16 protein-coding genes are annotated in these 22217 nt (G+C 59.9%); 9 read left to right on the top strand and 7 right to left on the bottom strand.

What is annotated here, in order from left to right; translation table 11 throughout:
- Positions 1 to 38: 38 nt before the first annotated feature.
- The 6 genes from AAIE04_RS01270 to AAIE04_RS01245 all read right to left on the bottom strand — a co-directional run bounded on the left by AAIE04_RS01270 (position 39) and on the right by AAIE04_RS01245 (position 6502).
- On the bottom strand, positions 39 to 1292 hold the full coding sequence (locus AAIE04_RS01270) for an MFS transporter (protein WP_226882941.1): 1254 nt from the start codon (positions 1290 to 1292) through the stop codon (positions 39 to 41).
- A gap of 254 nt (positions 1293 to 1546) precedes the next feature.
- Positions 1547 to 2428: a 2-hydroxy-3-oxopropionate reductase gene (glxR, locus tag AAIE04_RS01265; RefSeq protein WP_498576357.1), complete on the bottom strand. Its 882-nt coding sequence runs from the start codon at positions 2426 to 2428 to the stop codon at positions 1547 to 1549.
- A 10-nt stretch (positions 2429 to 2438) separates the two neighbouring features.
- The gene (gene hyi / locus AAIE04_RS01260) at positions 2439 to 3218 is read right to left on the bottom strand and encodes a hydroxypyruvate isomerase (protein ID WP_498576356.1); all 780 of its coding nucleotides are present in this window, start codon (positions 3216 to 3218) and stop codon (positions 2439 to 2441) included.
- An 11-nt stretch (positions 3219 to 3229) separates the two neighbouring features.
- Positions 3230 to 5011 carry a glyoxylate carboligase gene (gene gcl / locus AAIE04_RS01255; RefSeq protein ID WP_019454134.1) on the bottom strand — a complete coding sequence of 594 codons (1782 nt, stop codon included), beginning with the start codon at positions 5009 to 5011 and terminating at the stop codon, positions 3230 to 3232.
- A 119-nt stretch (positions 5012 to 5130) separates the two neighbouring features.
- Positions 5131 to 5946, bottom strand: a complete 816-nt coding sequence (gene allR, locus AAIE04_RS01250) for an HTH-type transcriptional repressor AllR (RefSeq protein ID WP_015376892.1) — start codon at positions 5944 to 5946, stop codon at positions 5131 to 5133.
- Positions 5947 to 6016: 70 nt separating this feature from the next.
- Positions 6017 to 6502, bottom strand: a complete 486-nt coding sequence (locus tag AAIE04_RS01245; protein ID WP_015376891.1) for an ureidoglycolate lyase — start codon at positions 6500 to 6502, stop codon at positions 6017 to 6019.
- 354 nt (positions 6503 to 6856) lie between these two features.
- On the opposite strand from AAIE04_RS01245, the gene allS reads away from it, so the two are divergent.
- The 3 genes from allS (at position 6857) to AAIE04_RS01230 (ending at position 9213) form a co-directional block, all read left to right on the top strand.
- Complete coding sequence (gene allS, locus AAIE04_RS01240; protein WP_154747910.1) at positions 6857 to 7771, top strand: HTH-type transcriptional activator AllS; 915 nt, start codon at positions 6857 to 6859, stop codon at positions 7769 to 7771.
- Positions 7772 to 7843: 72 nt separating this feature from the next.
- The gene (locus AAIE04_RS01235) at positions 7844 to 8749 is read left to right on the top strand and encodes an SPFH domain-containing protein (protein WP_004940203.1); all 906 of its coding nucleotides are present in this window, start codon (positions 7844 to 7846) and stop codon (positions 8747 to 8749) included.
- A gap of 2 nt (positions 8750 to 8751) precedes the next feature.
- Positions 8752 to 9213 (top strand): NfeD family protein, encoded by a 462-nt coding sequence (locus tag AAIE04_RS01230; RefSeq protein WP_074055202.1) that lies wholly within the window; start codon positions 8752 to 8754, stop codon positions 9211 to 9213.
- Here AAIE04_RS01230 and cueR read toward each other — a convergent pair.
- Positions 9210 to 9611, bottom strand: a complete 402-nt coding sequence (cueR, locus tag AAIE04_RS01225; RefSeq protein ID WP_019454137.1) for a Cu(I)-responsive transcriptional regulator — start codon at positions 9609 to 9611, stop codon at positions 9210 to 9212. The genes AAIE04_RS01230 and cueR overlap by 4 nt on opposite strands.
- 406 nt (positions 9612 to 10017) lie before the next feature.
- On the opposite strand from cueR, the gene pigA reads away from it, so the two are divergent.
- The 6 genes from pigA to AAIE04_RS01195 all read left to right on the top strand — a co-directional run bounded on the left by pigA (position 10018) and on the right by AAIE04_RS01195 (position 22203).
- Complete coding sequence (pigA, locus tag AAIE04_RS01220; protein WP_498576355.1) at positions 10018 to 11175, top strand: prodigiosin MBC biosynthesis dehydrogenase PigA; 1158 nt, start codon at positions 10018 to 10020, stop codon at positions 11173 to 11175.
- Complete coding sequence (gene pigB / locus AAIE04_RS01215; RefSeq protein ID WP_498576354.1) at positions 11172 to 13181, top strand: prodigiosin MAP biosynthesis oxidoreductase PigB; 2010 nt, start codon at positions 11172 to 11174, stop codon at positions 13179 to 13181. The genes pigA and pigB overlap by 4 nt, the downstream gene beginning before the upstream one ends.
- Positions 13178 to 15844: a prodigiosin ligase PigC gene (gene pigC, locus AAIE04_RS01210; protein ID WP_498576353.1), complete on the top strand. Its 2667-nt coding sequence runs from the start codon at positions 13178 to 13180 to the stop codon at positions 15842 to 15844. Before pigB ends, pigC begins: the two co-directional genes overlap by 4 nt.
- Positions 15845 to 16014: 170 nt before the next feature.
- Complete coding sequence (gene pigD, locus AAIE04_RS01205) at positions 16015 to 18618, top strand: prodigiosin MAP biosynthesis protein PigD (protein ID WP_498576352.1); 2604 nt, start codon at positions 16015 to 16017, stop codon at positions 18616 to 18618.
- The gene (pigE, locus tag AAIE04_RS01200; protein WP_498576351.1) at positions 18615 to 21176 is read left to right on the top strand and encodes a prodigiosin MAP biosynthesis aminotransferase PigE; all 2562 of its coding nucleotides are present in this window, start codon (positions 18615 to 18617) and stop codon (positions 21174 to 21176) included. Before pigD ends, pigE begins: the two co-directional genes overlap by 4 nt.
- Before the next feature lie 10 nt (positions 21177 to 21186).
- The gene (locus AAIE04_RS01195) at positions 21187 to 22203 is read left to right on the top strand and encodes a methyltransferase (protein ID WP_063918862.1); all 1017 of its coding nucleotides are present in this window, start codon (positions 21187 to 21189) and stop codon (positions 22201 to 22203) included.
- The last annotated feature ends 14 nt before the right edge of the window (positions 22204 to 22217 follow it).

Raw genomic sequence — 22217 nt, 5'->3', positions numbered from 1 at the left:
AACTGTTGCCGACTATTTAATTAAGATGAAGGAAAGTGTTATTTGTTGACCCATTTCGCCGGCACGCTGTAGGTTAATAATGCGCCCACGATCATCATCGCCGACAAAACGCACATCGCCGCCAAATTGCTGTGGGTCAGCTGTTTGAAATAGCCGATGATGTAAGGCGAAATAAATCCGCCGATATTGGCGATGGAATTGATGAGCGCAATGCCCGCTGCGGCGCAGGTGCCGGTAAAGATGGCATTCGGCAAGCTCCAGAACAGCGGCGACGGCACCAGGCTCGAGGCCACCGCCACGCACAGCGCCGCCATCACCACATGCTTGTTGTCCGGGAACAAGCCGATAAAGATCAGCGACACCGCCGCGATGCAGAACGGCACGATAATGTGCCAGCGCCGCTCGCGATGCTTGTCCGAACTGCGCGCGGCCACCAGCATCGCCACCACCGCCAGCATGTACGGCAGCATGGTCAGCAGCCCGATATCCATCACCGAGGTCACGCCGGTGTCGCGAATGATGGTGGGCACCCAAAACGCCAGCCCGCCTTGCCCCATCACCGTACAGAAGCAAATCAGCCACATTTTGGTGAACGCGGACGACCTCAGCATGCTTTTCATCGTCCACTCCTGCCCGCCGGCGGCGCCCTGACGCGGCGCGCTCTGCGCCATATCCTCCTTGATCAGCGCCTTCTCCTGCGGGCTGAGCCACTTGGCGCTCTGATAGGTATTATCCAGGAAGCAAAAAATGACGATGGCGATCAACAGCGCGCGCGGGCCGCTGATAAAGAACAGCCACTGCCAGCCGGAGAGGTTCATCAGGCCGTTCATGTGTTCGATGATCCAGCCGCACAGCGGGCCACCGATGATGTTGCTGACCGGGATGCCGCACACGAACAGCGCCGTCATCTTGGCCCGCTGGCTGGAGGGGAACCACAGCGTCAGGTAGAGGATCACGCCGGGGTAAAAGCCGGCTTCCGCCAGCCCCAGCAGAAAACGCGCCAGGTAGAATTGCCAGGGGTTGGTGATGAAGATGCTCAGCATCGATATCGCCCCCCACACCACCATCAGCAGCGCGATAATCTTTCTGGCGCCGTAGCGGCTCAGCAGAATATTGCTGGGCACCCCGGCGATGATGTAGCCGATGAAAAATACCCCGGCCCCCAGTCCGTAAACGGCTTCGGCCATCGAGACGTTGCCGTTCAGAATATCGGGCATCATTTGGAATTTCGAAAACGAAATCCCCACCCGATCGAGATAACCGACGATATAGCTCACTAATAGAATGGGCATAATGCGCCAGGCGATTTTTCGATATAAGCGACTTTTGTCAGGGGCGGTAAGAATATCTTTATCAATAACAGCATTATCGGTTGCCATATTCAGTGTCTCCTTGGGTTGGCATCCTGCTTTTTACTTTTTATTGTGCTGAATCATTTTTATTGGATTGGCGGGGACCCTCTTTATTTATCATAAAGAGGGCGTTATTAATGTCGAACATCTCTGATTCTAATGATAAGCCGGCAAATTAAATGCCGGCGGGCGCCTTAGCCGGCTACCCGGTGGTTGCCCATGATTTCCAGCGCCCGCACCAGCGCGGAGTGATCCAGTTCGCCGTCGCCATTGGCGGCGCAGACGTTGAACAGCTCCTGGCAGGTGGCGGTGTTCGGCAGGCTGAGCGCCAGCGCCTTCGCGCCCTGCAGCGCCAGGTTGAGATCCTTCTGGTGCAGCGAGATGCGGAACCCCGGCGCGAACGCCCGCTTGATCATCCGCTCGCCGTGCACCTCGAGGATACGCGACGAGGCGAAGCCGCCCATCAGGGCTTCACGTACCCGGGCCGGATCGGCGCCGGCGCGCGAGGCGAACACCAACGCTTCACTGACCGCTTCAATGGTCAGCGCCACGATGATCTGATTGGCGACCTTACAGGTTTGCCCGTCGCCGTTGCCGCCGATCAGCGTGATGTTCTTGCCCATCAGCGCCAGCAGCGGCTTCACCCGTTCGAAGGTCGCTTCCTCGCCGCCCACCATGATGGTCAGCGTGCCCTGTTTGGCGCCCACTTCGCCGCCGGAAACCGGCGCGTCCAGGTACTGGGCGCCCAGCTGGTTGATGCGCTGCGCGAATACTTTGGTCTCCAGCGGTGAAATGGAGCTCATGTCCACCACCACTTTGCCGTTCAGCTTGCCGGCGGCGCAGCCGCGTTCACCGAACAGCACCTCCTCCACCTGCGGCGTATCCGGCACCATGATGAAGATCACGTCCGTCTCATCTGCCACCTGCTGCGGATCGCGGCAGGCGATGGCCCCCTGTTGCAGTAACGTTGCCGGCACCTCGTGCCGGGTGTGGGCGTAAAGCGTGTGCCCGCCCGCCAGCAGCTTTTCCGCCATCGGCGCGCCCATGATGCCCAGACCGATAAATCCCACGTTCATTTTCATCTCCTCAAGACAGGTATTTTTTAATCCATGACAGGCCGCTTTCCGTGGTGGTAAGCGGTTTGTATTCACAGCCGATCCAGCCGCGATACCCCATGCGATCCAGCTGCGCGAAGATAAACTCGCAGTTGATTTCGCCGGTGCCCGGCTCATGCCGCCCCGGGTTGTCGGCGACCTGGATGTGGTCGATCTTCACCAGCAGGCGCTCGAGGGTCTGCGTCAGCTCTCCTTCCATGCGCTGCATGTGGTAGAGGTCGTACTGCAGATACAGGTTGGGGCTGCCGATCGCCTCGATCAGTTCGATCGCCTGCCGGGAGGTTTGCAGGTAGAACTGCGGCATGTCGTAGCGGTTGATCGGTTCGATCAGCAGGCGGATATTTTGCCGCGCCAGGGTATCGGCGGCGTAGCTCAGGTTCTCCTTCACCCGTTCGTCAGTGGTGTAGCGGCTGACGGCAGGATCCGGATTGCCTATCAGGCAGTTGATGCGATCGCAGCCCAGCGCTTGCGCATACTCGATCGCGCGCCCGACGCCGTCGCGGAACTCCGCTTCGCGCCCCGGCAAGCAGGCGATGCCCCGTTCGCCGGCCGCCCAGTCGCCGGCCGGCAGGTTGAACAGCACCTGGCTCAGACGGTGTGCCTCCAGTTCGCTGCGCAGCGCCGCGATCGGATAGTCGTAAGGGAACATGTATTCCACCGCGCTGAAGCCCTGCTCCTTCGCCCGGCGGAAACGCTGCATAAAATCGACTTCAGTGAACAGCATCGACAGGTTGGCTGAAAATTTCGGCATGGTAAGGTTCCTCAACGGTAATCAAAGAAGTTGACCGAGGTCGGGGCGTCTTCCGGCGTTGCCGCCACCGGTTCGAACTCGTTGACGTTATCCAGCTCAGTGCCCATGGAAATATTGGTGACGCGCTCCAGGATGATTTCCACCACCACCGGCACCCGGTGCTGCTGCATCAGTTCCTGGGCCTGACGGAACGCCGGCGCGATCTCTTCCGGTTTGAACACTCGCAGCGCCTTGCAACCCAGGCCTTCCGCCACCTTGACGTGATCGACACCGTACTCGCCAATCTCCGCGTTGTTGATGTTTTCAAACGACAGCTGCACGCAGTAATCCATATCGAACCCGCGCTGCGCCTGACGGATCAGCCCCAGATAGGCGTTGTTCACCAGCACATGGATATACGGCAGCTTGAACTGCGCGCCGACCGCCAGTTCTTCGATCATGAACTGGAAATCATAGTCGCCCGACAGCGCGACCACCTTGCGCTGCGGATCGGCGGCGCAAACGCCCAGCGCCGCAGGCAGCGTCCAACCCAGCGGGCCGGCCTGACCGGCATTGATCCAGTGACGCGGTTCGAAAACGTGCAGCATTTGCGCGGCGGCGATCTGCGACAGCCCGATGGTGGTGACATAGCAGGCGTCGCGGCCGAAGGCGCGGTTCATCTCTTCATACACCCGCTGCGGCTTGACCGGCACGTTGTCGAAGTGGGTCTTGCGCAGCAGCGTTTGCTTGCGCTGCAGGCAGGCGGCGCACCAGGCGTCGCGATTCGGCAACTCGCCGCGTTCGAAACGGCGCTGTGCCGTGTCCACCAGCATTTGCAGCGCGATGCGCGCGTCGGAAACGATGCCCAGATCCGGGCAGATCACCCGACCAATCTGCGTCGGCTCGATATCGATATGCACCACCTTGCGCCCGGCGGTGTACTTGTCCACCGAACCGGTGTGGCGGTTGGCCCAGCGGTTGCCGATGCCGAACACCAGATCCGAGTCCAGCAGGTTGGCATTGCCGTAGCGGTGCGAGGTTTGCAGGCCCGCCATGCCCGCCATCAGCGGGTGATCGTCCGGAATGGCGCCCCAGCCCATCAGCGTCGGGATCACCGGCACATTGCAGATCTCCGCCAGCCGTTGCAGCAGATCCGCCGCATCGGCGTTGTGAATGCCGCCGCCGGCGATGATCAGCGGCTTTTTCGCCGCGCACAACAGATCCAGCGCTTTGTCGATCTGCGCCTGGGTGGCCGCCGGCTTATAGGCGGGCAGCGACGAGTAGGTATCCGGATCGAACTCGATCTCCGCCATCTGCACGTCGAAAGGCAGGTCGATCAGCACCGGGCCCGGCCGGCCGGAGCGCATTAGGTGAAACGCCTGCTGCAGCACCCGCGGCACCAGCGCCGGTTCCTGCACGGTGACCGCCATCTTGGTCACCGGCTTGGCGATCGATTCGATGTCCACCGCCTGAAAATCTTCCTTGTGCAAACGCGCGCGCGGCGCCTGGCCGGTGATACACAGGATCGGAATCGAATCGGCGGAGGCGGAATAAAGGCCGGTGATCATGTCGGTGCCCGCCGGGCCGGAGGTGCCGATGCACACGCCGATATTGCCGGCAGCGGCGCGGGTATAGCCTTCCGCCATGTGCGAGGCCCCTTCCACGTGCCGCGCCAGATAATGTTTGATGCCGCCGTGTCGCCGCATCGCATCGTAGAACGGGTTAATCGCCGCGCCGGGCACGCCGAACGCGGTGGTGATCCCTTCTTTTTCCAGCACGTGCATTGCCGCGTCTACCGCTCGCATAATTGCCATGTGATGCTCTCCTTAATTTATTGGAAAATTTTTCCAACTTTAAAATACCGTCAAAAAAACCCGTCTGCTCATCAAACGGGGAGTCTTGTTCCGCGCCGGCTCACCCCGGCGCGTGACGATTACGCCTTGCTGCGCGATTCACCCAGCGCGGCGCTGATATCTCTGGCCACTTCCCCCACCAGTTCACCCAGCTCTTTGAACCGCTCCTTGCCGACCCGCGAACTGGGCCCGGAAATGGAAATGGCGGCGATCACGTTGTTGTTGCGATCAAAAATCGCCGAAGCCAGGCAGTTCAGGCCCAGCGCGTGCTCTTCATCGTCGATGGTGTAGCCCTGCTCCAGCGACTGATGCAGATCCTTGCGCAGCAGGTTCACGCTGGTCAGCGTCTTCGGCGTGTAGGATTGCAGCCCCGAACGCACGATCAGATCCAGCATCTCCTCTTCCGCCAGCGGGTACAGCAACGCCTTGCCGGCGCCCGATGCGTGCAGCGGCAAGCGGCTGCCCAGCGGCGCGCACATGCGCACCATCGCCTGGCATTCGCATTGGCGAATCAGCACCGCATCGAAATTGTTGCGGATCGCCAGGTTGGCAGTCTCGCCGGACAGCAGCATCAGCCGCCGCATGAACGGCCCAGCCACCGATACCACGTCGCGATCGTTCATATAGGCGGAGCCGACGGTGAACGACTGAATGCCGATATGCCACCAGCCCAGCTGAGGATCCTGAAAGACGAATTCCGATTTCTCCAACACTTTCAACAATCTGAAGGTGGTGGACAGCGGCAACTCCAGCTTCTCGGACAGCACGGAAACCGACGAGCTTCCCCCGGCGTTGGCCAGGTACTGGAGGATCTCCAGCCCGCGATCCAACGCCTGTGCCCCTTTGGTAGCGCCGGCTTCGGTGGCGGGTCGTCCTTTCCTGCGTAATTCGGTCATTCAAGCTTCCTTTGTCAGTGACGGCATGGTTGACGCTATGATAAACGCCCTGCGCGGCGTGCGGCCAGCGCTATGCCAAAACTATGCGATACGGCTCCGGCAAGCGGCTGACCACGCAGTTGTCGGCGCCTGCACGATCGATGGTGAAAAAGTCGGTGACTTTCGCATAGGCGAACAGCGGGTGATGCCAGACGTTGCGATGATAGTTGATCCCCTGCTTGCCGTTGGTGATAAAGGCGCGCAGCGTGCCGACGGGGATGGTTTCGCCCGGTTCGGCGACGATCACCACGAAGCGTTCGCCGTTCATCGGCACAAAGGCCTGCGACGAGAGAGGATGCTTTTCCAACAGGGAAAAGGTCATCGGCAGCTCGCAGGGTTCTGCCCGGTTGATGCTGGCCAGCACCCGGTTGCCGTCCGACACCTCAATCTTGGCGAGATCGTGATAACGCTCGGTTTTCCCGTCATTGATATGAAAGAAACGCGAGCCCTCTATCTGCAATACGTCGCCATAAGGCGCAAAGGCCGCCGGCGTTAATTCTTCGATGACTAAATCCATGTGATTCTCCAAAGCGCATGACCCAGACGACGATTAAACGGCGATATTTCACCCAACGCCTTCACTCTAGACAGCGCATGGCAAATTTGACAGCAATTTTTTGGAAAATTTTTCCATAACAAGATCACCCGCACATTTCACGATCGGCAGACCATATTAATTGCTTGAAATCAATGAATTAAAAAACCACCTGATCCACTATCGACAATAATAGGGCTGCGTATGTTCATCGCTATCCGGTGATTCTGTGACCGGGATCGTGGGGTTGGGCTTTGCCACTGCCTATCGCGCCGTAACATCAAGTAGATTCTTCTCACCGATAACCGAAAAGGCGGTGTCAGCCAAGGACCCCACATGCTGGATCACGAAACCATTCGTTCGTTTATCAAAGTTGCCGAGTGCCAAAGCTTCTCGCGCGCGGCAGAGTTGCTGCATAAAACCACCGCCACCATCAGCTACCGCATTAAAACGCTGGAAGAGAGCATCGGCACGCAGCTATTTATCCGCACCACCCGCACCGTCAACCTGACGCCGGCCGGGGAGTATTTGCTGGAGCGCTGCCGCCAATGGCACACCTGGCTGGACGCCATGCCGGGCGAACTGCGGCAAATCAACGACGGCGTAGAGCATCAGGTGAATATCGTGATCAACAACCTGCTGTACGACGCCGCCGCCGTGGCCAGGCTGCTGACTCACCTGCACGACAAATACCCGTTCACCCAATTCCACATTTCCCGCCAGGTGTACATGGGCGTGTGGGACGCACTGCTGAATGAGGATTGCCATCTGGCGATCGGCGCGGCGGGCAATGAATCGCTGGAAAACAGCATCAAGGTGCTGCCGCTCGGCAAGATCGATTGGGTGTTCGCCATTTCGCCGACGCATCCGCTGGCCGCTGCCGCCGATCCGCTGAGCGAAACGCAGCTGCGCCCTTACGCCGCAATCAACGTCGAAGATACCGCCCGCCATTTAGCCAAGCGCACCGCCTGGCTGCTGTCGGGCCAGCAGGAGATCAAGGTGCCGGATCTGCGCACCAAGCTGGAGTGCCATCTGCGCGGTCTCGGGATCGGTTTCCTTCCGCGCCAACTGTGCCAAACTTATCTTGATAGCGGCGAGTTGGTGGCCAAGCAGCTCAGATATCCGCGCCAGCCCTCTCCCCTGTCGCTGGCCTGGTCCGATGCTCGCTGCGGCGAAGCGGTGCGCACCCTTATCAGCCTGTTCCAGACGCGGGATCCGCTGATCGCGGGTTTGGTCGGCGCCCTGGATTAAGTCGCGGTATCAGTAGGCATTTTTCCGGCGCTGACGTAATATCTGTTTACATATGTCTGACAGGAGGTTTGCATGCTTACTTTTATTCCCATCGTGATCGTCGTCGCACTGATTGTGGTGTTCGCCGGCGTCAAAATTGTGCCGCAGGGGTTCCAATGGACGGTAGAACGCTTCGGCCGCTACACCAAAACGCTGATGCCGGGCCTGAACCTGGTAGTGCCGTTCATGGACCGCATCGGCCGTAAAATCAATATGATGGAGCAGGTACTGGACATCCCTTCGCAGGAAGTGATTTCCCGCGATAACGCCAACGTGGCCATCGATGCGGTGTGCTTTATCCAGGTGGTCGACCCGGCGCGCGCCGCCTACGAGGTCAGCAACCTCGAACAGGCGATCGTCAACCTGACCATGACCAACTTCCGCACCGTGCTCGGCTCAATGGAACTGGACGAAATGCTGTCGCAGCGCGACAGCATCAACAGCCGTCTGCTGCATATCGTCGATGAAGCGACCAATCCGTGGGGGGTGAAAATCACCCGCATCGAGATCCGCGACGTGCGCCCACCGGCGGAACTGATCGCCTCGATGAACGCCCAGATGAAGGCTGAGCGTACCAAGCGCGCCGACATCCTGGAGGCAGAAGGGGTGCGTCAGGCGGCCATTCTGCGCGCCGAAGGGGAGAAACAATCGCAGATCCTGAAGGCCGAAGGCGAGCGCCAATCGGCATTCCTGCAGGCGGAAGCGCGTGAACGCGCCGCCGAGGCCGAGGCGCGCGCTACCCAGCTGGTGTCCGACGCCATCGCCAGCGGCAACATTCAGGCGGTGAACTACTTCGTGGCGCAGAAATACACCGACGCGCTGCAGAAGATCGGTTCCTCCAACAACAGCAAGGTGGTGATGATGCCGCTGGACGCCAGCAGCCTGCTCGGCTCGATCGGCGGCATTACCGAACTGCTGAAAGAAAGCAAAGGCAAATAATCATGCTCGAACTGATCGCGGCGAATCCGCTGTGGTTTTGGCTCTCCCTCGGGGGCGTGTTGCTGGCGGCGGAAATGCTCGGCGCCGGCGGCTACCTGCTGTGGAGCGGCGTGGCGGCGCTGTTGGTCGGCGCCCTGATCTGGCTGCTACCGGCGCTCGCCTGGGAATGGCAGGGCGTGATCTTCGCCGTCCTGACCGTCGTCGTCGCCTACCTGTGGTGGTACTGGCTGCGCCGGCGCCCGGCGGCCGCATCCGGCGGTTCGCCGGTGCTCAACCAGCGCAACCGGCAGTTGATCGGCACCCGCGCCACGCTGACGGAGGCGATGCACAACGGCATGGGGCGCATCAATATCGGCGACAGCAGCTGGCGCGCGCAGGCGGCGGAAGATCTGCCCGCCGGCACCGAGGTGGAAGTGGTGGCAGTGGAAGGCGTCACGCTGGTGATCCGCGCCATCAACCGTTAATTCGAACGGCAACACCCCGCCAGATTATTGATGATGGGGCACTCGGCTCCCTCGTCACCCGGGCATTGTTCCGCCAGCGTAAGCAGACGCTGGCGCATTTCACCCAGTTCGCTGATGTGCTTTTCGATCTCCGCCACCTTCTGCAGCGTGCGCGCCTTCACGTCGGCGCTGTGGCGAGCCGGATCGTTGAATAACGCCACCAGCTCGCGGCACTCGTCCAGGTTGAAGCCCACCTGCCGCGCCTGGCGCAGCAGCGTCAGCTCTTCGACATGCCTGGCGGAATAGTGGCGGTAACCGTTGTCGCTGCGAATCGGGGCGGTAATCAGCGCTTTCTCTTCGTAAAAACGAATCGTCTTGCTGGTTAAACCGGTTTTTTTCGCGACGTCGCTAATATTCATTTTTTCCTCCGGAATGCTCCTGCTCACCTCCTATCTTAAGCCGCTTTACGCCACTCACCAAGCCTCAACGCCCTACCGTCGATAGCGATGAGAAACCGATAGCCACAGCCAAAAGATAGATACTTCACTTGCAAAGTATTCATCAAAAAACAATAGATAATCTAACCTATTGAAATTTGATCAAATTAAGATTTTTATTATATGTAAATTTTTGTGTATAAATAACACAAAATAAAACATAATTAAAACAACAAAATAAAAACACAAATTAACAAAATTGTAATAATAAACCACATAAATAAACATTTATTTACATTTACCATTACTTCGCCTGTTTGAGTTTTGGCCACCTCCAAACTAGAAATATTAGCTAATTTAATCTCTCAACCCGATGGCGGAGTTCGTCATGGATTTTAACTTATCAAGCGAGCAGCAGGCTCTAAGCGAATCCGCTCAGCGTTTTGCCCGCGAGGTGCTGGATCAGGATGCGCATGATCGGCTTTCACGGCAGATATTAAGCCTGGATTTGTGGCGACAAGCCGCCGCCTATGGCTTTACCCGAGCCCCCGTGGCGACCGCGTTCGGCGGATTGGGCATTAGCGCGCTCGATACTGCGCTGATGATTGAGGCGCTGGGTAAAGGCAGCCGCGACATCGGCATGTCCTTTTCGCTCTGCGCTCATCTGTGCGCCTGCGTGATCCCGCTTTCCCGCTTCGGTTCCGAAGCATTAAAAGCGCAGTATCTCGAAGCGTTGGCGGCCGGAAAACTGATCGCGGCGAATGCGGCGACGGAGCCGGACGCCGGTTCCGATATTTATGCCATGAAATCAACCGCTCAACCCTGTGAAGGCGGCTACCGGCTCAACGGAAACAAAATTTTCATCACCAACGCGCCGATTGCCGACATCTTCATCGTCTATGCGAAAACCCATCCCGAACATGGCTTTATGGGCGTGTCCGCATTTGTGCTCGAGAAAGGGATGCCAGGCTTAAATGTAGGCGCCGTCAGCCCGAAAGATTGCCTCTCCAACTGCCCGTGGAGCGAACTGACCTTCAACGACGTCTTCATTCCAGAGGCCCAACGGCTCGGCATGCCGGGCGCCGGCGGCGCCATCTTCCACGATTCAATGATCTGGGAAAAGGGCTGCCTGTCGGCTCTGTTTATCGGCGCAATGGAGCGCGTGCTCGACAGCGCGCTGGACTACGCCAAACAACGCCGACAATTCGGCAAAGCGATCGGCCAATTTCAGTCCGTCTCCAACCGCATCATCGAGATGAAACTGCGTCTGGAACAGTGTCGGCTAATGCTCTACCGCGCCTGTTGGAAACACGATCGGGGCCAGGACGCCGAGATCGACATCGCCATGAGCAAACTGTTGATTTCCGAATATGCCGTGCAGTCCGCGCTGGACGCGATTCAAATCTTCGGCGGAGCCGGCATGGATCAAGAACTCGGTCTGGTGCGCCACTTGCTGAACGTGATCCCCAGCCGGATCTTCTCCGGCACCAACGAGATACAAAAAGAAATTGTCGCCCGCAAGCTGGGTCTGCGGGGAGTCGCATGATGATCGTTCAACGCGTTTTTGCCGTGCTCTATATGTTGGCCGGCCTGGCGAAAGCCTTCCCTCAGTTGGAAAACGTCGCCGATATTCTGCAGCAGGCGGCCGTGGCGAACCAGGGCACCTGGTACGCCGGGGTGACGGCTTGGCTGGCGGCGCAGGGTACAGCGGTTAACGCGCTGATCGGCGTGGCGCTGTTTGTCTCCGGTACGGTCTTGATGTTCAACCCGCGTTGGACGACATTGATCATCTACTGCCAGCTGCTGATGATGGCGGGATTTGTCACGATCCTGCACCGCGCCCAGCCGCAGGTCATATTGCTCGATGCGATTTTCGCGATGGCGGCGCTGTACATGCTGCGGCAACAACACCACCGCAAACCCAAGCCGCGCACGTTCCCCACGCGCGACTTTTCCACGCCGGCGTCAGGCGGCTCGGTAACCCCCACGCTGGACGGCGAGTATGACGTGGTGATCATCGGCGGCGGCGTCTCCGGTTTGGCCGCGGCCAGCGAACTGACCGAACGCCGGGTTCTGGTGCTGGAAAAAAGCGCTTCCTTTGGCGGCAACGCGCGCTACCGCGCGGTGAATCGTCTGAAGTTTCCCATCGCCGGCGTCTGCTTCCAGGAGCCATTGCCGGGTTCGTTCATGTTGCAACTGCTGAAGAAAATCGGTCTGAGCGGCGCCTACAAGTCCAATGAAAAGGACACGCTGGTGTTTTTCGACACCTTCTTGCTGCTCCGATGCCTGGGTGAAGTCGTCGTTGGTTTTTTCAAACAGCCGGTCTACCTGCTGAAACCCGCCGTCTGGCGCCTGACGGGACAACTATTCCTGCATGCCTTGATCGGTAAACCTTATGTTATCGCGGCAAAACAGCTGGGCGATCCGATCTTTGCCGATCTGTACGCCTTCCTCGATACCTTCTCGCCGCGCGGCGAGCGGTACCCCAGCCTGCCCTGGACGCCGCAGAGCGCCTGGAGCAAAGCGAATATGGCGCTGCTCGACACTATCCCACTGTACACTTATCTGTTCGAACCGCACAAACTGGATCAGATCCCGGCGGATCTGCGGCCGCCGAGAAAATTCGGCAAGCTGGTAGAGAATGCCGTCAGCACCACGCTGCGCGTGGAATGTCTCGATATTCGCGAAGTCTCCGCCTATGTCGGATTGCACTTCCTGGTGGGGTATTTGCGCGGCAATCTGGTCACGCTGCCGGGCGGTAACGGCAGCATCAGCGCCGGGCTGCTCGACTATCTTGAGGAGCAAAACAACGTCAGGCTGCAAAGCCGCGTACAGCTTCAAAGCATCACACCCGGCGGCGACGAAACGGTGATCCGGTTCAGCGTCAATGGCGCGGCCAGCGAAATCAGAGCCAAACAAGTGATCTGGGCTGCCCCCAAAACGCATTTGCCCACCTGGTTGCCCACGCTGCCCAAAGAGCAATTGGCGGCGATCCGTCAGATCCGCCATGAAGATTACTACCTGGCGAACGTGCTGTTGAAAAAACCGATCCTCGAACACTCGTTCGGCGGCTATCTGATCGAGCCGGCAAACACCCGCACACCTTACTATTGGAGCAAAGCCGGCACCTGCCTGATCGCCAATTGGATGGACAATCACCTCAGCGCGGAAGCCGGGGTATTAACCCTGCTCAAACCGACCACTCGCCCAGAGCGGCAAGGTCGCACCGCGCAGAACGAGTTCCCGGCGCTGCAGCAACAGACCTATGTCGAAATCGCCAAAGTGCTGGGCAACATGGGCATTGACGCCGACATCATTGAAGACATTCAAATCTGGTTCTGGCCCGCGGGTCTGGTGACCTCGGTCGCCGGACAACAGGCTCAGGGCGTGTTTCACCAGGCCAGCAGGCCGTTTGAGAATATTCACTTCGCCAATCAGGACAGCGTGGGCATCGGTAATATCGAAAGCGCGGTGTTAGCCGGGCTGAACGCCGCCAAAGCGGTGAGAGAACGCCTCGCAATGCCCGTTACGCCTGCGGAGGTGATGTCATGAATCCTACCCTGGTGGTTGAACTTTCCGGCGATAAAACGCTGGAACCCCATCGCCTGGGCGGCAAAGCCCATTCGTTGAATCATTTGATTCAGGCGGGCTTGCCGGTACCGCCGGCGTTTTGCATCACCGCGCAGGCTTACCGGCAGTTTATCGAGTTCGCCGTGCCGGGAGCGCTGCTCGACACGGGTGCGCCGGGCAACGTGCGCGATATGATTTTGAGCGCCGCCATCCCCGCCCCGCTCGATCTGGCGATCCGTCACGCCTGCAAACAGTTGGGCGACGGCGCCTCGCTCGCCGTGCGCTCTTCGGCGCTGGAAGAAGACGGCCTGACCCACTCTTTCGCCGGGCAATACGACACTTACCTGCACGTGCGCGGGGATGACGAGGTGGTGCGCAAGGTGCAATCCTGCTGGGCGTCGCTCTGGGCGGAACGCGCCGCCCAGTATAGCCGGACATCGGCGGCGCAGAGCGATATCGCCGTCGTCTTGCAAATCATGGTGGATGCAGACGCCGCCGGCGTCATGTTTACCCAAGATCCGCTGACAGGCGATGCCAACCACATCGTCATCGACAGCTGTTGGGGGCTGGGGGAAGGCGTGGTCTCCGGACAGGTCACCACCGACAGCTTCATTTTGGATAAGGCGAGCGGCGAGATCCGCGAGCGGCAAATTCGTCACAAACCGCACTATTGCCAACGCGATCCTCAGGGACAGGTTACGCTGCTGCAAACGCCCGAAGCCAGGCGAGACGCCCCCAGCCTAACCCCGGAACAGCTGCAACAGCTTGCCAGGCTGGCCAGACAAACGCGGATGATTTACGGCGCGGAACTGGATATCGAATGGGCGGTGAAAGACGATCGCGTGTGGCTCCTGCAGGCGCGGCCGATCACCTCGCAGGCCAAACCGGTTCAGATGCTTTACGCCAACCCGTGGGAAAGCGATCCGACGATCAAGGAACGGGCCTTTTTCTCCCGAATGGACACCGGCGAGATCGTCACCGGCTTGATGACGCCGCTGGGGCTGTCGTTTTGCCAGTTCTACCAAAAGCATATTCATGGCCCGGCGATCAAAACCATGGGGCTGGCGGATATCGGCAATTGGCAGATTTATATGGGGTATTTGCAAGGCTACGTCTATCTGAATATCTCCGGATCGGCCTACATGCTCCGCCAATGCCCGCCCACCCGCGACGAAATGAAGTTCACGACCCGCTACGCCACCACCGATATCGATTTCAGCGGGTACAAAAACCCCTATGGCCCCGGCGTACAGGGATGGGCTTATCTCAAGAGCGCCTGGCATTGGCTGAAACAGCAGAAGCATAACCTGCGCAGCGCCGGCGCGACCGTCGATGCCATGATCGCCCTGCGCCAGCGCGAGACGCGCCGCTTTCTGGCGCTGGATCTGACCACCATGACGCATCAGGAGCTGGAGCGGGAACTCAGCCGCATCGACGGTTACTTCCTCGACAGCTGCGCCGCCTATATGCCCTTCTTCCTTCAGTCGTTCGCGCTCTACGATGCGCTGGCGCTGACCTGCGAACGTTACCTCAAAGGCCGCGGCAACGGATTGCAAAATCGCATCAAAGCGTCGATGAACAACCTGCGCACCATCGAAGTCACGCTGGGCATTCTCAGCCTGGTGGAGACGGTCAATCGTCAACCGGCGTTGAAGGCCCTGTTCGAGCGACACAGCGCACAGGAACTGGTCACCGTCCTGCCCACCGATCCCGAATCGCGCGCCTTCTGGCAAAGCGATTTCAGCGCCTTCCTGTTCGAGTTCGGCGCCCGTGGCCGTCAGGAGTTCGAATTGAGTCTTCCGCGCTGGAACGACGATCCCAGCTACCTGCTGCAAGTGATGAAAATGTATCTGCAACATCCGGTGGATCTGCACACGAAACTGCGGGAAACAGAGCGGCTGCGCCATGAAGACAGCGCGACGCTGCTTAAAGCGATGCCCTGGTTTGGCCGGATGAAGCTGAAGTTCATCACCAAACTGTATGGCGTGATGGCCGAACGCCGCGAAGCGACCCGGCCAACCTTCGTCACCGAAACCTGGTTCTACCGCCGCATCATGTTGGAAGTGCTGCGGCGCCTGGAGGCACAAGGCCTGGTCAAACAGGCCGATCTGCCCTATGTGGACTTCGAGCGCTTCCGCGCGTTTATGGCGGGGGAACAGTCGGCACAGGAGGCGTTCGCCGCCGATCTGATCGAGCGCAATCGCCACCAGCATCTGCTGAACCTGCATGCGGAAGAGCCGCCGATGGCGATCATCGGGGGGTATCAGCCCAGGATGAAAGCCCCCACGGCGGAAAACGCCGCCGGCATGCTGTCCGGCCTGGCGGCCAGCCCCGGCAAAGTGGTGGCGAAAGCGCGCGTCATCACCGATCTGCTGGCGCAGGCCGGCGAGCTGCAGCCCAACGAAATCCTGGTGGCGCGCTTTACCGACGCCAGCTGGACCCCGCTCTTCGCGCTGGCGGCGGGCATCGTCACCGATATCGGCTCTGCGCTGTCCCACAGCTGCATCGTCGCACGCGAATTCGGCATCCCCGCGGCGGTCAATCTCAAGAACGCCACCCAGTTGATCAACAGCGGCGACACCTTGATTCTCGACGGCGACAGCGGGACGGTCATTATTCAACGCGGAGAACGTGCCGATGGCTAGTCAGCACCACATCCGGCGAAGGTAAACCATCCGCCTGAAAACAGCACAATTCAACGAAGGTGATGCGCGCGGCAACCGCCGCCTGCAGAGACCGTCGCGGGCTTTGTCGTGCCGAATTTGCCCGCCTGGCTGAAGCCGTCACTCTATTTTGGCTGCACAAGGAACTCATCATGACGACCCTGACAGGACAAGCAAGACTCACCAACTCCACCGCCTACGAGCAAGTGTGGCAAGCGGAGCGCCAGGCCTGCCGCACCGACGCAGATCCCGATACCCTGACGGTCGGCGTGGTGGTGGTGACGCGCAACCCGGCGTTTTTCCAAACCGGACTCAGCGTACTGAACGATATCCGCGATTATGTTTTCAACCGCGTGCATATCCAGTCCGAGATGCCGCTGAAACTGTTGGATCTGGCGGCGGACTCGCTTTATCTGGCCGCGCGCGAAAAGGCGTTGCACTTTCTCAAAGGCCAAAACAAGGCTATCAACGTTCGCATCATCCAATGCGCCAGCCTGGCCGAGGCCACCGGCAAGATCATCTATACCCATGCGCTGGAACAGCGTCCCGAATTTCATTTGGGCATGCTGTTCTACGATCAGACCACGCCGGCCGGCGTCGATGACAGCATCGAACAGATCGATCGCGATCTGGACGCCTTTTACAGCGCCTTGCAGCGCAGCGGCATTCCCGCGTTTTACACCACCTTCTCCACCGTTGCGTTCATTCGCCAGCTGCGATCGCCCTTCCGCTACCTGCCGCAGCAATACCGCGAAATCGTGCGCAGCGAAGATCCGGCGATCTTCCAAACCGAGCTGTTGTGCCTGTGGATGGACTTCTTCGAGATGAACTACACCAACCGCCGGGTCAAGCCGATCGGCGCGCTGGCGCTGCACAACACGTTGGGTGAGCAGCTGATTCAATTTTTCGAGCGTACCGCCGCCGAACGCTGGCTGGTGTCCTATTACACCGGGTCGATCATCTCCAATCTGATCGGCTATCTGGATCGGCATGCGGAGGCGCGCGGCGCGCTGATCCTGCGCGGACCTAACGAACACGCCATCGCCTGCGGCGCCATGGCCAACTGGCAGCTGTATCGCATGCCGTTCCTCGGCGTAGTGACCTCCGGGATGATGGATGAATTCAAGGGTACGCTGGCCAACCTCAAGGAAACCGCCGCCCAGGGCATCATCGTCGCGGCGGAAAACCGCGACAATCAATGGTACAGCTTCCAGGGAACGCTGACGCCGACGGAAGACATGCGTGAAGTGCTTGTCGCCCGCCGCATCCCGTTCGTTTATATCGATGACGTCGAAACGATCGGCACCGGTTTGACGGAAGCCTTCCGCCTTTATCATCAAGGCCAGGGGCCGGTGGTGATTCTAGCGACGCAAAACGTGCTTGAGTCGACCCTGTCGCTGGAGGGCGCCGTCTGCGATCCCTCGCCGATCCCGGTTCTGTCGGCGGACGATCCGCTGCCGATGAGCGAAAGCCTGGCACAGGCGATAGCGCTGATCAACCGCGGGCCGGAGCGGCTGGTGTGGCAGCTGGGCCCGGTCAGCGACGACGAATACGCCCTGATCCATGACATCGCCGACGCCGCCGGCATCGCCCTGGTGGACTCGTTGGCCCATCCAGGCTCGGCGCCGAAATATTATCAGGGTCGGCGCAATCCCCACTACCTGGGCACCCTGGCGATTTACGGCTACAGCCCGCGCGTCTACAACTTCCTGCACACCAACGACAAGCTCAACGCCATGAGCGAGCAGAGCCTGTTTATGATCAAAAGCCGCGTCGCTCAGATCACCACCCCCTTCTCCGACGGCAGGCTGGAACGCAAGGTTCACCTGGTGCAGGTCACGCACGATGAGCGCCATCTGTCGCCCTATGCCGATCTGCACCTGCATATGAACTGTCTGGCGTTCCTGCGCACGGTGAAAGCGCATCTCGACGTCGATCCGGCATTGCGGGAAAGACGCCGCGCGTTGATCGCCGCCTATCTCGATTCGCCTTCCGACGTGGTCAGCCAGCTTCCCAGTCTGCCCATGTCGGCCAACTACTTCTTCTGCCAGTTGAACCGAGTGATTGAAGAACTGATCGAAACGGAGGGGTTCGATTTTACCGGCGTATATGACGTCGGCCGGTGCGGCATCTCCGCCGCGCGCAACGTCGCTAAAACGCGCCGCGGCTTTTCCGGCTGGTATGGCCGCGCCCTGATGGGCGACGCTCTGCTGGCCACCGGCTACCTGGCTTACACCAGCCCAAGCCACGTGATGGCGTTTATCGGCGACGGTGCTAAAGGGATCGTACCGGACATCCTGCCGGCTTTTATCGACAACATTCTCACCCATCCGCAGTTGCTGAATAAAAGCATCACCGTCTTCTATTTATGCAACGGCGGGCTGTCCGTCATCAATACCTATCAGGAACGCATTCTGTTCAATCGCACCTCGCGGCAAATGCGGTTGGTGAACGTCGAACAGCCGGACGTCGAACAAACGGTCAATAACTTCCATATCCAGAGCAAAACGCTTACGCATTTCGACGAAGACGTCATTCGCCAGGCGCTGACCACGCCGCACCGACTCAATCTGTTCTCCGTGGTGCTGGGGCACAACAATGAAGGCGACGGTATCTCGCTGGCCACTGCCAAAGGCTGGCAGCGCGATCCGAGCGACCACGACGCCCTGCAGGAGCGCAAAGCCTGGGCGGCCCAACAGCCCGAATCGACCAGCACCGCCTTCGACCAAGATCCTACACAGGAAGCCACCTCATGAAATTCGGATTCATCGCTCATCCCACCTCGCTGGGGTTGAAACGTTACGTCAAAATGCTCGATCTGCTGCAACGCAACTCGACCGAGCAGCACAGCGGCTATACGCGTGAACTGTGGGAACGACAAAACCTGGTTCCCTTTATGAACTTCGCCAGGATCACCTCGGCGACCGGCGCCGCTTGCGAAGGGGTGATCAAATACATGCCGCTGGTGGCGGATGAAATGCTGGCCGACGCACGCGGTATCGCCGCCAGGGTGGTCCAAGGCATCGAAGAGCTGGCCGGCGATGGCGCCGAACTGGTCGGTCTCGGCGGTTTTACCTCTATCGTTGGGCGACGCGGCGAAGCCACTGCGGAAAAGTCGCCGGTGCCGGTCACCTCCGGCAACTCTCTGACCACCTACGCCGGCTACAAGGCCTTGATGCAGATCCAGTCCTGGCTGGAAATCCGCCCGGAGGAGGAACCCGTCGCCATCGTCGGCTATCCGGGATCGATCTGCCTGGCGCTAAGCCGTCTGCTGCTGGCGCACGGTTTCTCTCTCCATTTGCTGCACCGCGCCGGCAACCATGATCGCAGCGAACTGCTCAGCCATTTGCCCGAGGAGTATCACTCGCGCGTCACCCTGACCAGCGATCCCGAAGATCTCTACCCGCGCTGCAAACTGTTTGCCGCCGCGACCTCCGCCGGCGGCGTGATCGACCCCGCCAGACTGCAACCCGGCTCGATCTTCATCGACGTGGCGCTGCCGCGCGATATCGCTTCGGAAACGCGCCCGGCGCGGGATGACATTCTGATCATCGACGGCGGCTGCGTCACCGCCACCGATGCGGTCAAGTTGGGTGGAGAATCGCTCAACGTCACCATCAAGCAACAATTGAACGGCTGCATGGCGGAAACCATTGTGCTGGCGCTGGAAAACCGGCGGGAAAACTTTTCGCTGGGCCGCTATCTGGCGCCGGAAAAAGTGCTGGAGATCGGTGAAATCGCCGAGCGCCACGGGTTCTTCGCCTATCCGCTGGCCTCGTACGGCGAGCGCATCGATCGGCAGAGCGTGACCAATCTCAAGCGCTACTACCACCATGACATCTATGCCGGGGAATCGGCTGATGCGGCGCTGCCCGCATCGCGCCTGGCGTTTATCGACGCGGTCATCGCCCAAACGCCCGCCAGGGAAGACACCCTCGACCGCTATCATCAATACATCAACCCCATGATGGTGGACTTCCTTAAGTTGCAGCGCTGCGACAACGTTTTCCGCCGCGCCGCCGGCACCCAGTTGTATGACGATGCGGGCGAGGCTTTCCTGGACATGGTGGCGGGCTACGGGTGCCTAAACCTGGGCCACAACCCGCAGCCAGTGGTCAACGCGCTGAAAAACTACCTCGACGCTCAAGGCCCCAACTTCATTCAATACATTTCCATTCCCGAACAGACCGCCAAGCTGGCCGAAGTGCTCTGTCGTCTGGCGCCGGGCAATATGGGCCGGGTGTTCTTCAGCAACTCCGGCACCGAAGCCGTCGAAGCCGCGATGAAGATCGCCAAGGCCTCGACGGGCAAGCCGGGCATCGCCTATCTGCGCAACAGTTACCACGGTAAAACGCTGGGCGCGTTGTCCATCACCGGACGAGACAAACACCGCCGCTATTTCACACCGCTGCTGGACGCAATGGTGGAAGTGCCGTTCGGCGATCTCGCCGCGCTGCGGGAAGCGCTGAACCGTGAAGACGTCGGCGCGCTGATGATCGAACCGATCCAGGGCGAAGGCGGCGTGCATATCCCGCCCGCCGGTTACCTGCAGGCGGTGCAGCAGCTCTGCCGCGAGACCGGTGTGCTGCTGATGGTGGACGAAGTGCAAACCGGGCTTGGGCGCACCGGCAAACTTTTCGCCTGCGAATGGGACGGTATCGAGCCGGACGTGCTGATGCTGTCGAAATCCCTGTCCGGCGGCCTGATCCCCATCGGCGCCACGCTGTGCCGAGCCGATCTTTGGCAAAAAGCCTATGGCACGGCGGATCGCTTCCTGGTGCACAGCTCCACCTACGGCGGCGGCAACCTCGCCTCAGTTGTCGCCCTCAGCGCGCTGCGCGAGATCCTGGCGCAGGATTTGGTCGGCCATGCCGAACGGATGGGCGCCTACTTTAAGCAGGCGCTGAGCGAGATCGCCGCCCGCTATCCGTTCGTCAGCGAGGTGCGCGGCCGCGGCCTGATGCTGGGGATCCAGTTCGACCAGGCGTTCACCGGCGCGGTCAACGCCTCCGCCCGCGAATTCGCCACCCGGCTGCCGGGCGATTGGCACACCACCTGGAAATTCTTGCCCGATCCGGTGCAAGCCCATCTGCGGGCGGCGATGGATCGCATGGAACAGGCGCTCGGCGAAATGTTCTGCATGAAATTCGTCACCAAGCTGTGCCAGGACCACAAGATCCTGACCTTCATTACCGCCAACAGCTCGACGGTGATCCGTATTCAACCCCCGCTCAGCATCAGCAAAGCCGAGATCGACCGTTTCGTCGGCGCCTTTGCCACGGTGTGCGAGGAACTCTCCACCTTTTTAGACTAGGGAGCCAGCAATGCCTTTAACCAAGCAAGATGCCGTCAATCAGATGATGGGCTTTTTCCAGGCCAAGGCGCTGACCGCCGCGCTGGCGCTGAAGCTGTTCGATCAGCTGCGCGATCGGGACGCCGACGCGGCGCACATTGCCGCGCGGCTTGACTGCCCGGCGCGTTCGACCGAGCAGTTGCTCATCGCGCTGCGGGCCATGGGGTATCTCGACCAACGAGACGGCCTTTATCATCTGCCCGCCGCCCACCGGGCTTTTCTGTTGAGCGACGAACCGCAGTGGCTGGGATGGCTGGGCCGCCACATCGATACCTTCCTGTATCCGCTGTGGGGCGAGCTGAAAACGGCGGTGCGAAACGATGCCCACCAGCGCCGCACGGTATTCGGCGATGACCGCAGTTGGTTCGACATCCTGTACCAAAATCCGGACGACGTGGCGGACTTCCAGGAGTTTCTCGGTAAATTCGCCGCGCCCTTTATCGCCGGCTTTGTTCGCGATTACGACTTCTCGCAACACCGTGCGTTTTTGGATATCGGCAGCGGGATCGGCAGCCTGCCGATGGCGATCGCCGACGCTTATCCGGGGATCGCACTGGCGATCTGCGAACTGCCGCAGGCCTCGGCGTTTTTGCGCGACAAGCTGACGCTGCAAGGCTATGGCGAACGCATTGACGTCGTGGAGGGCGATGTCATCAGCGGCGATCTGCCGATCGGCGGCTATGACCTGATCCACCTGGGATGGATGCTGCACGACTACGCCCCGGAAACCCAACTGACCATCCTGCGCAACATCTATCGGGCGATGCCGGCCGGCAGCCGCTTCATCGCTTCCGAAACGCCGCTGAACGAAGACAAATCAGGGCCGGAATTTACCGCCCTGCTGTCGCTGAACATGCTGGTCTCCACCGACGGTGGCATAGAGAGCAGCGCGCAGGAATACCTGGACAGGTTCCGTCTGGCGGGGTTCAGCAACGCGCGCATCATGAAAATAGCCGGCCCACGCACCCTGATCGTCGGCGAAAAATAACCAGTTAGCAACGG

It is taken from the genome of Serratia sp. Ae19-1 (assembly GCF_059801225.1).
The sequence above is the reverse complement of the archived record's forward strand: the minus strand, read 5'-3'. Positions and strand labels throughout refer to the sequence as shown.

What these genes read in the sequence shown, in the direction of transcription:
- pigE (WP_498576351.1), top strand. Translation starts at nt 18,615, where the DNA reads ATGAAATTCGGATTCATCGCTCATCCCACCTCGCTGGGGTTGAAACGT.
- AAIE04_RS01245 (WP_015376891.1), bottom strand. Translation starts at nt 6,502, where the DNA reads ATGGATTTAGTCATCGAAGAATTAACGCCGGCGGCCTTTGCGCCTTAT.
- glxR (WP_498576357.1), bottom strand. Translation starts at nt 2,428, where the DNA reads ATGAACGTGGGATTTATCGGTCTGGGCATCATGGGCGCGCCGATGGCG.
- AAIE04_RS01235 (WP_004940203.1), top strand. Translation starts at nt 7,844, where the DNA reads ATGCTTACTTTTATTCCCATCGTGATCGTCGTCGCACTGATTGTGGTG.
- pigB (WP_498576354.1), top strand. Translation starts at nt 11,172, where the DNA reads ATGATGATCGTTCAACGCGTTTTTGCCGTGCTCTATATGTTGGCCGGC.
- AAIE04_RS01230 (WP_074055202.1), top strand. Translation starts at nt 8,752, where the DNA reads ATGCTCGAACTGATCGCGGCGAATCCGCTGTGGTTTTGGCTCTCCCTC.
- gcl (WP_019454134.1), bottom strand. Translation starts at nt 5,011, where the DNA reads ATGGCAATTATGCGAGCGGTAGACGCGGCAATGCACGTGCTGGAAAAA.
- AAIE04_RS01195 (WP_063918862.1), top strand. Translation starts at nt 21,187, where the DNA reads ATGCCTTTAACCAAGCAAGATGCCGTCAATCAGATGATGGGCTTTTTC.
- pigA (WP_498576355.1), top strand. Translation starts at nt 10,018, where the DNA reads ATGGATTTTAACTTATCAAGCGAGCAGCAGGCTCTAAGCGAATCCGCT.
- pigD (WP_498576352.1), top strand. Translation starts at nt 16,015, where the DNA reads ATGACGACCCTGACAGGACAAGCAAGACTCACCAACTCCACCGCCTAC.
- AAIE04_RS01270 (WP_226882941.1), bottom strand. Translation starts at nt 1,292, where the DNA reads ATGCCCATTCTATTAGTGAGCTATATCGTCGGTTATCTCGATCGGGTG.
- allS (WP_154747910.1), top strand. Translation starts at nt 6,857, where the DNA reads ATGCTGGATCACGAAACCATTCGTTCGTTTATCAAAGTTGCCGAGTGC.
- allR (WP_015376892.1), bottom strand. Translation starts at nt 5,946, where the DNA reads ATGACCGAATTACGCAGGAAAGGACGACCCGCCACCGAAGCCGGCGCT.
- pigC (WP_498576353.1), top strand. Translation starts at nt 13,178, where the DNA reads ATGAATCCTACCCTGGTGGTTGAACTTTCCGGCGATAAAACGCTGGAA.
- hyi (WP_498576356.1), bottom strand. Translation starts at nt 3,218, where the DNA reads ATGCCGAAATTTTCAGCCAACCTGTCGATGCTGTTCACTGAAGTCGAT.
- cueR (WP_019454137.1), bottom strand. Translation starts at nt 9,611, where the DNA reads ATGAATATTAGCGACGTCGCGAAAAAAACCGGTTTAACCAGCAAGACG.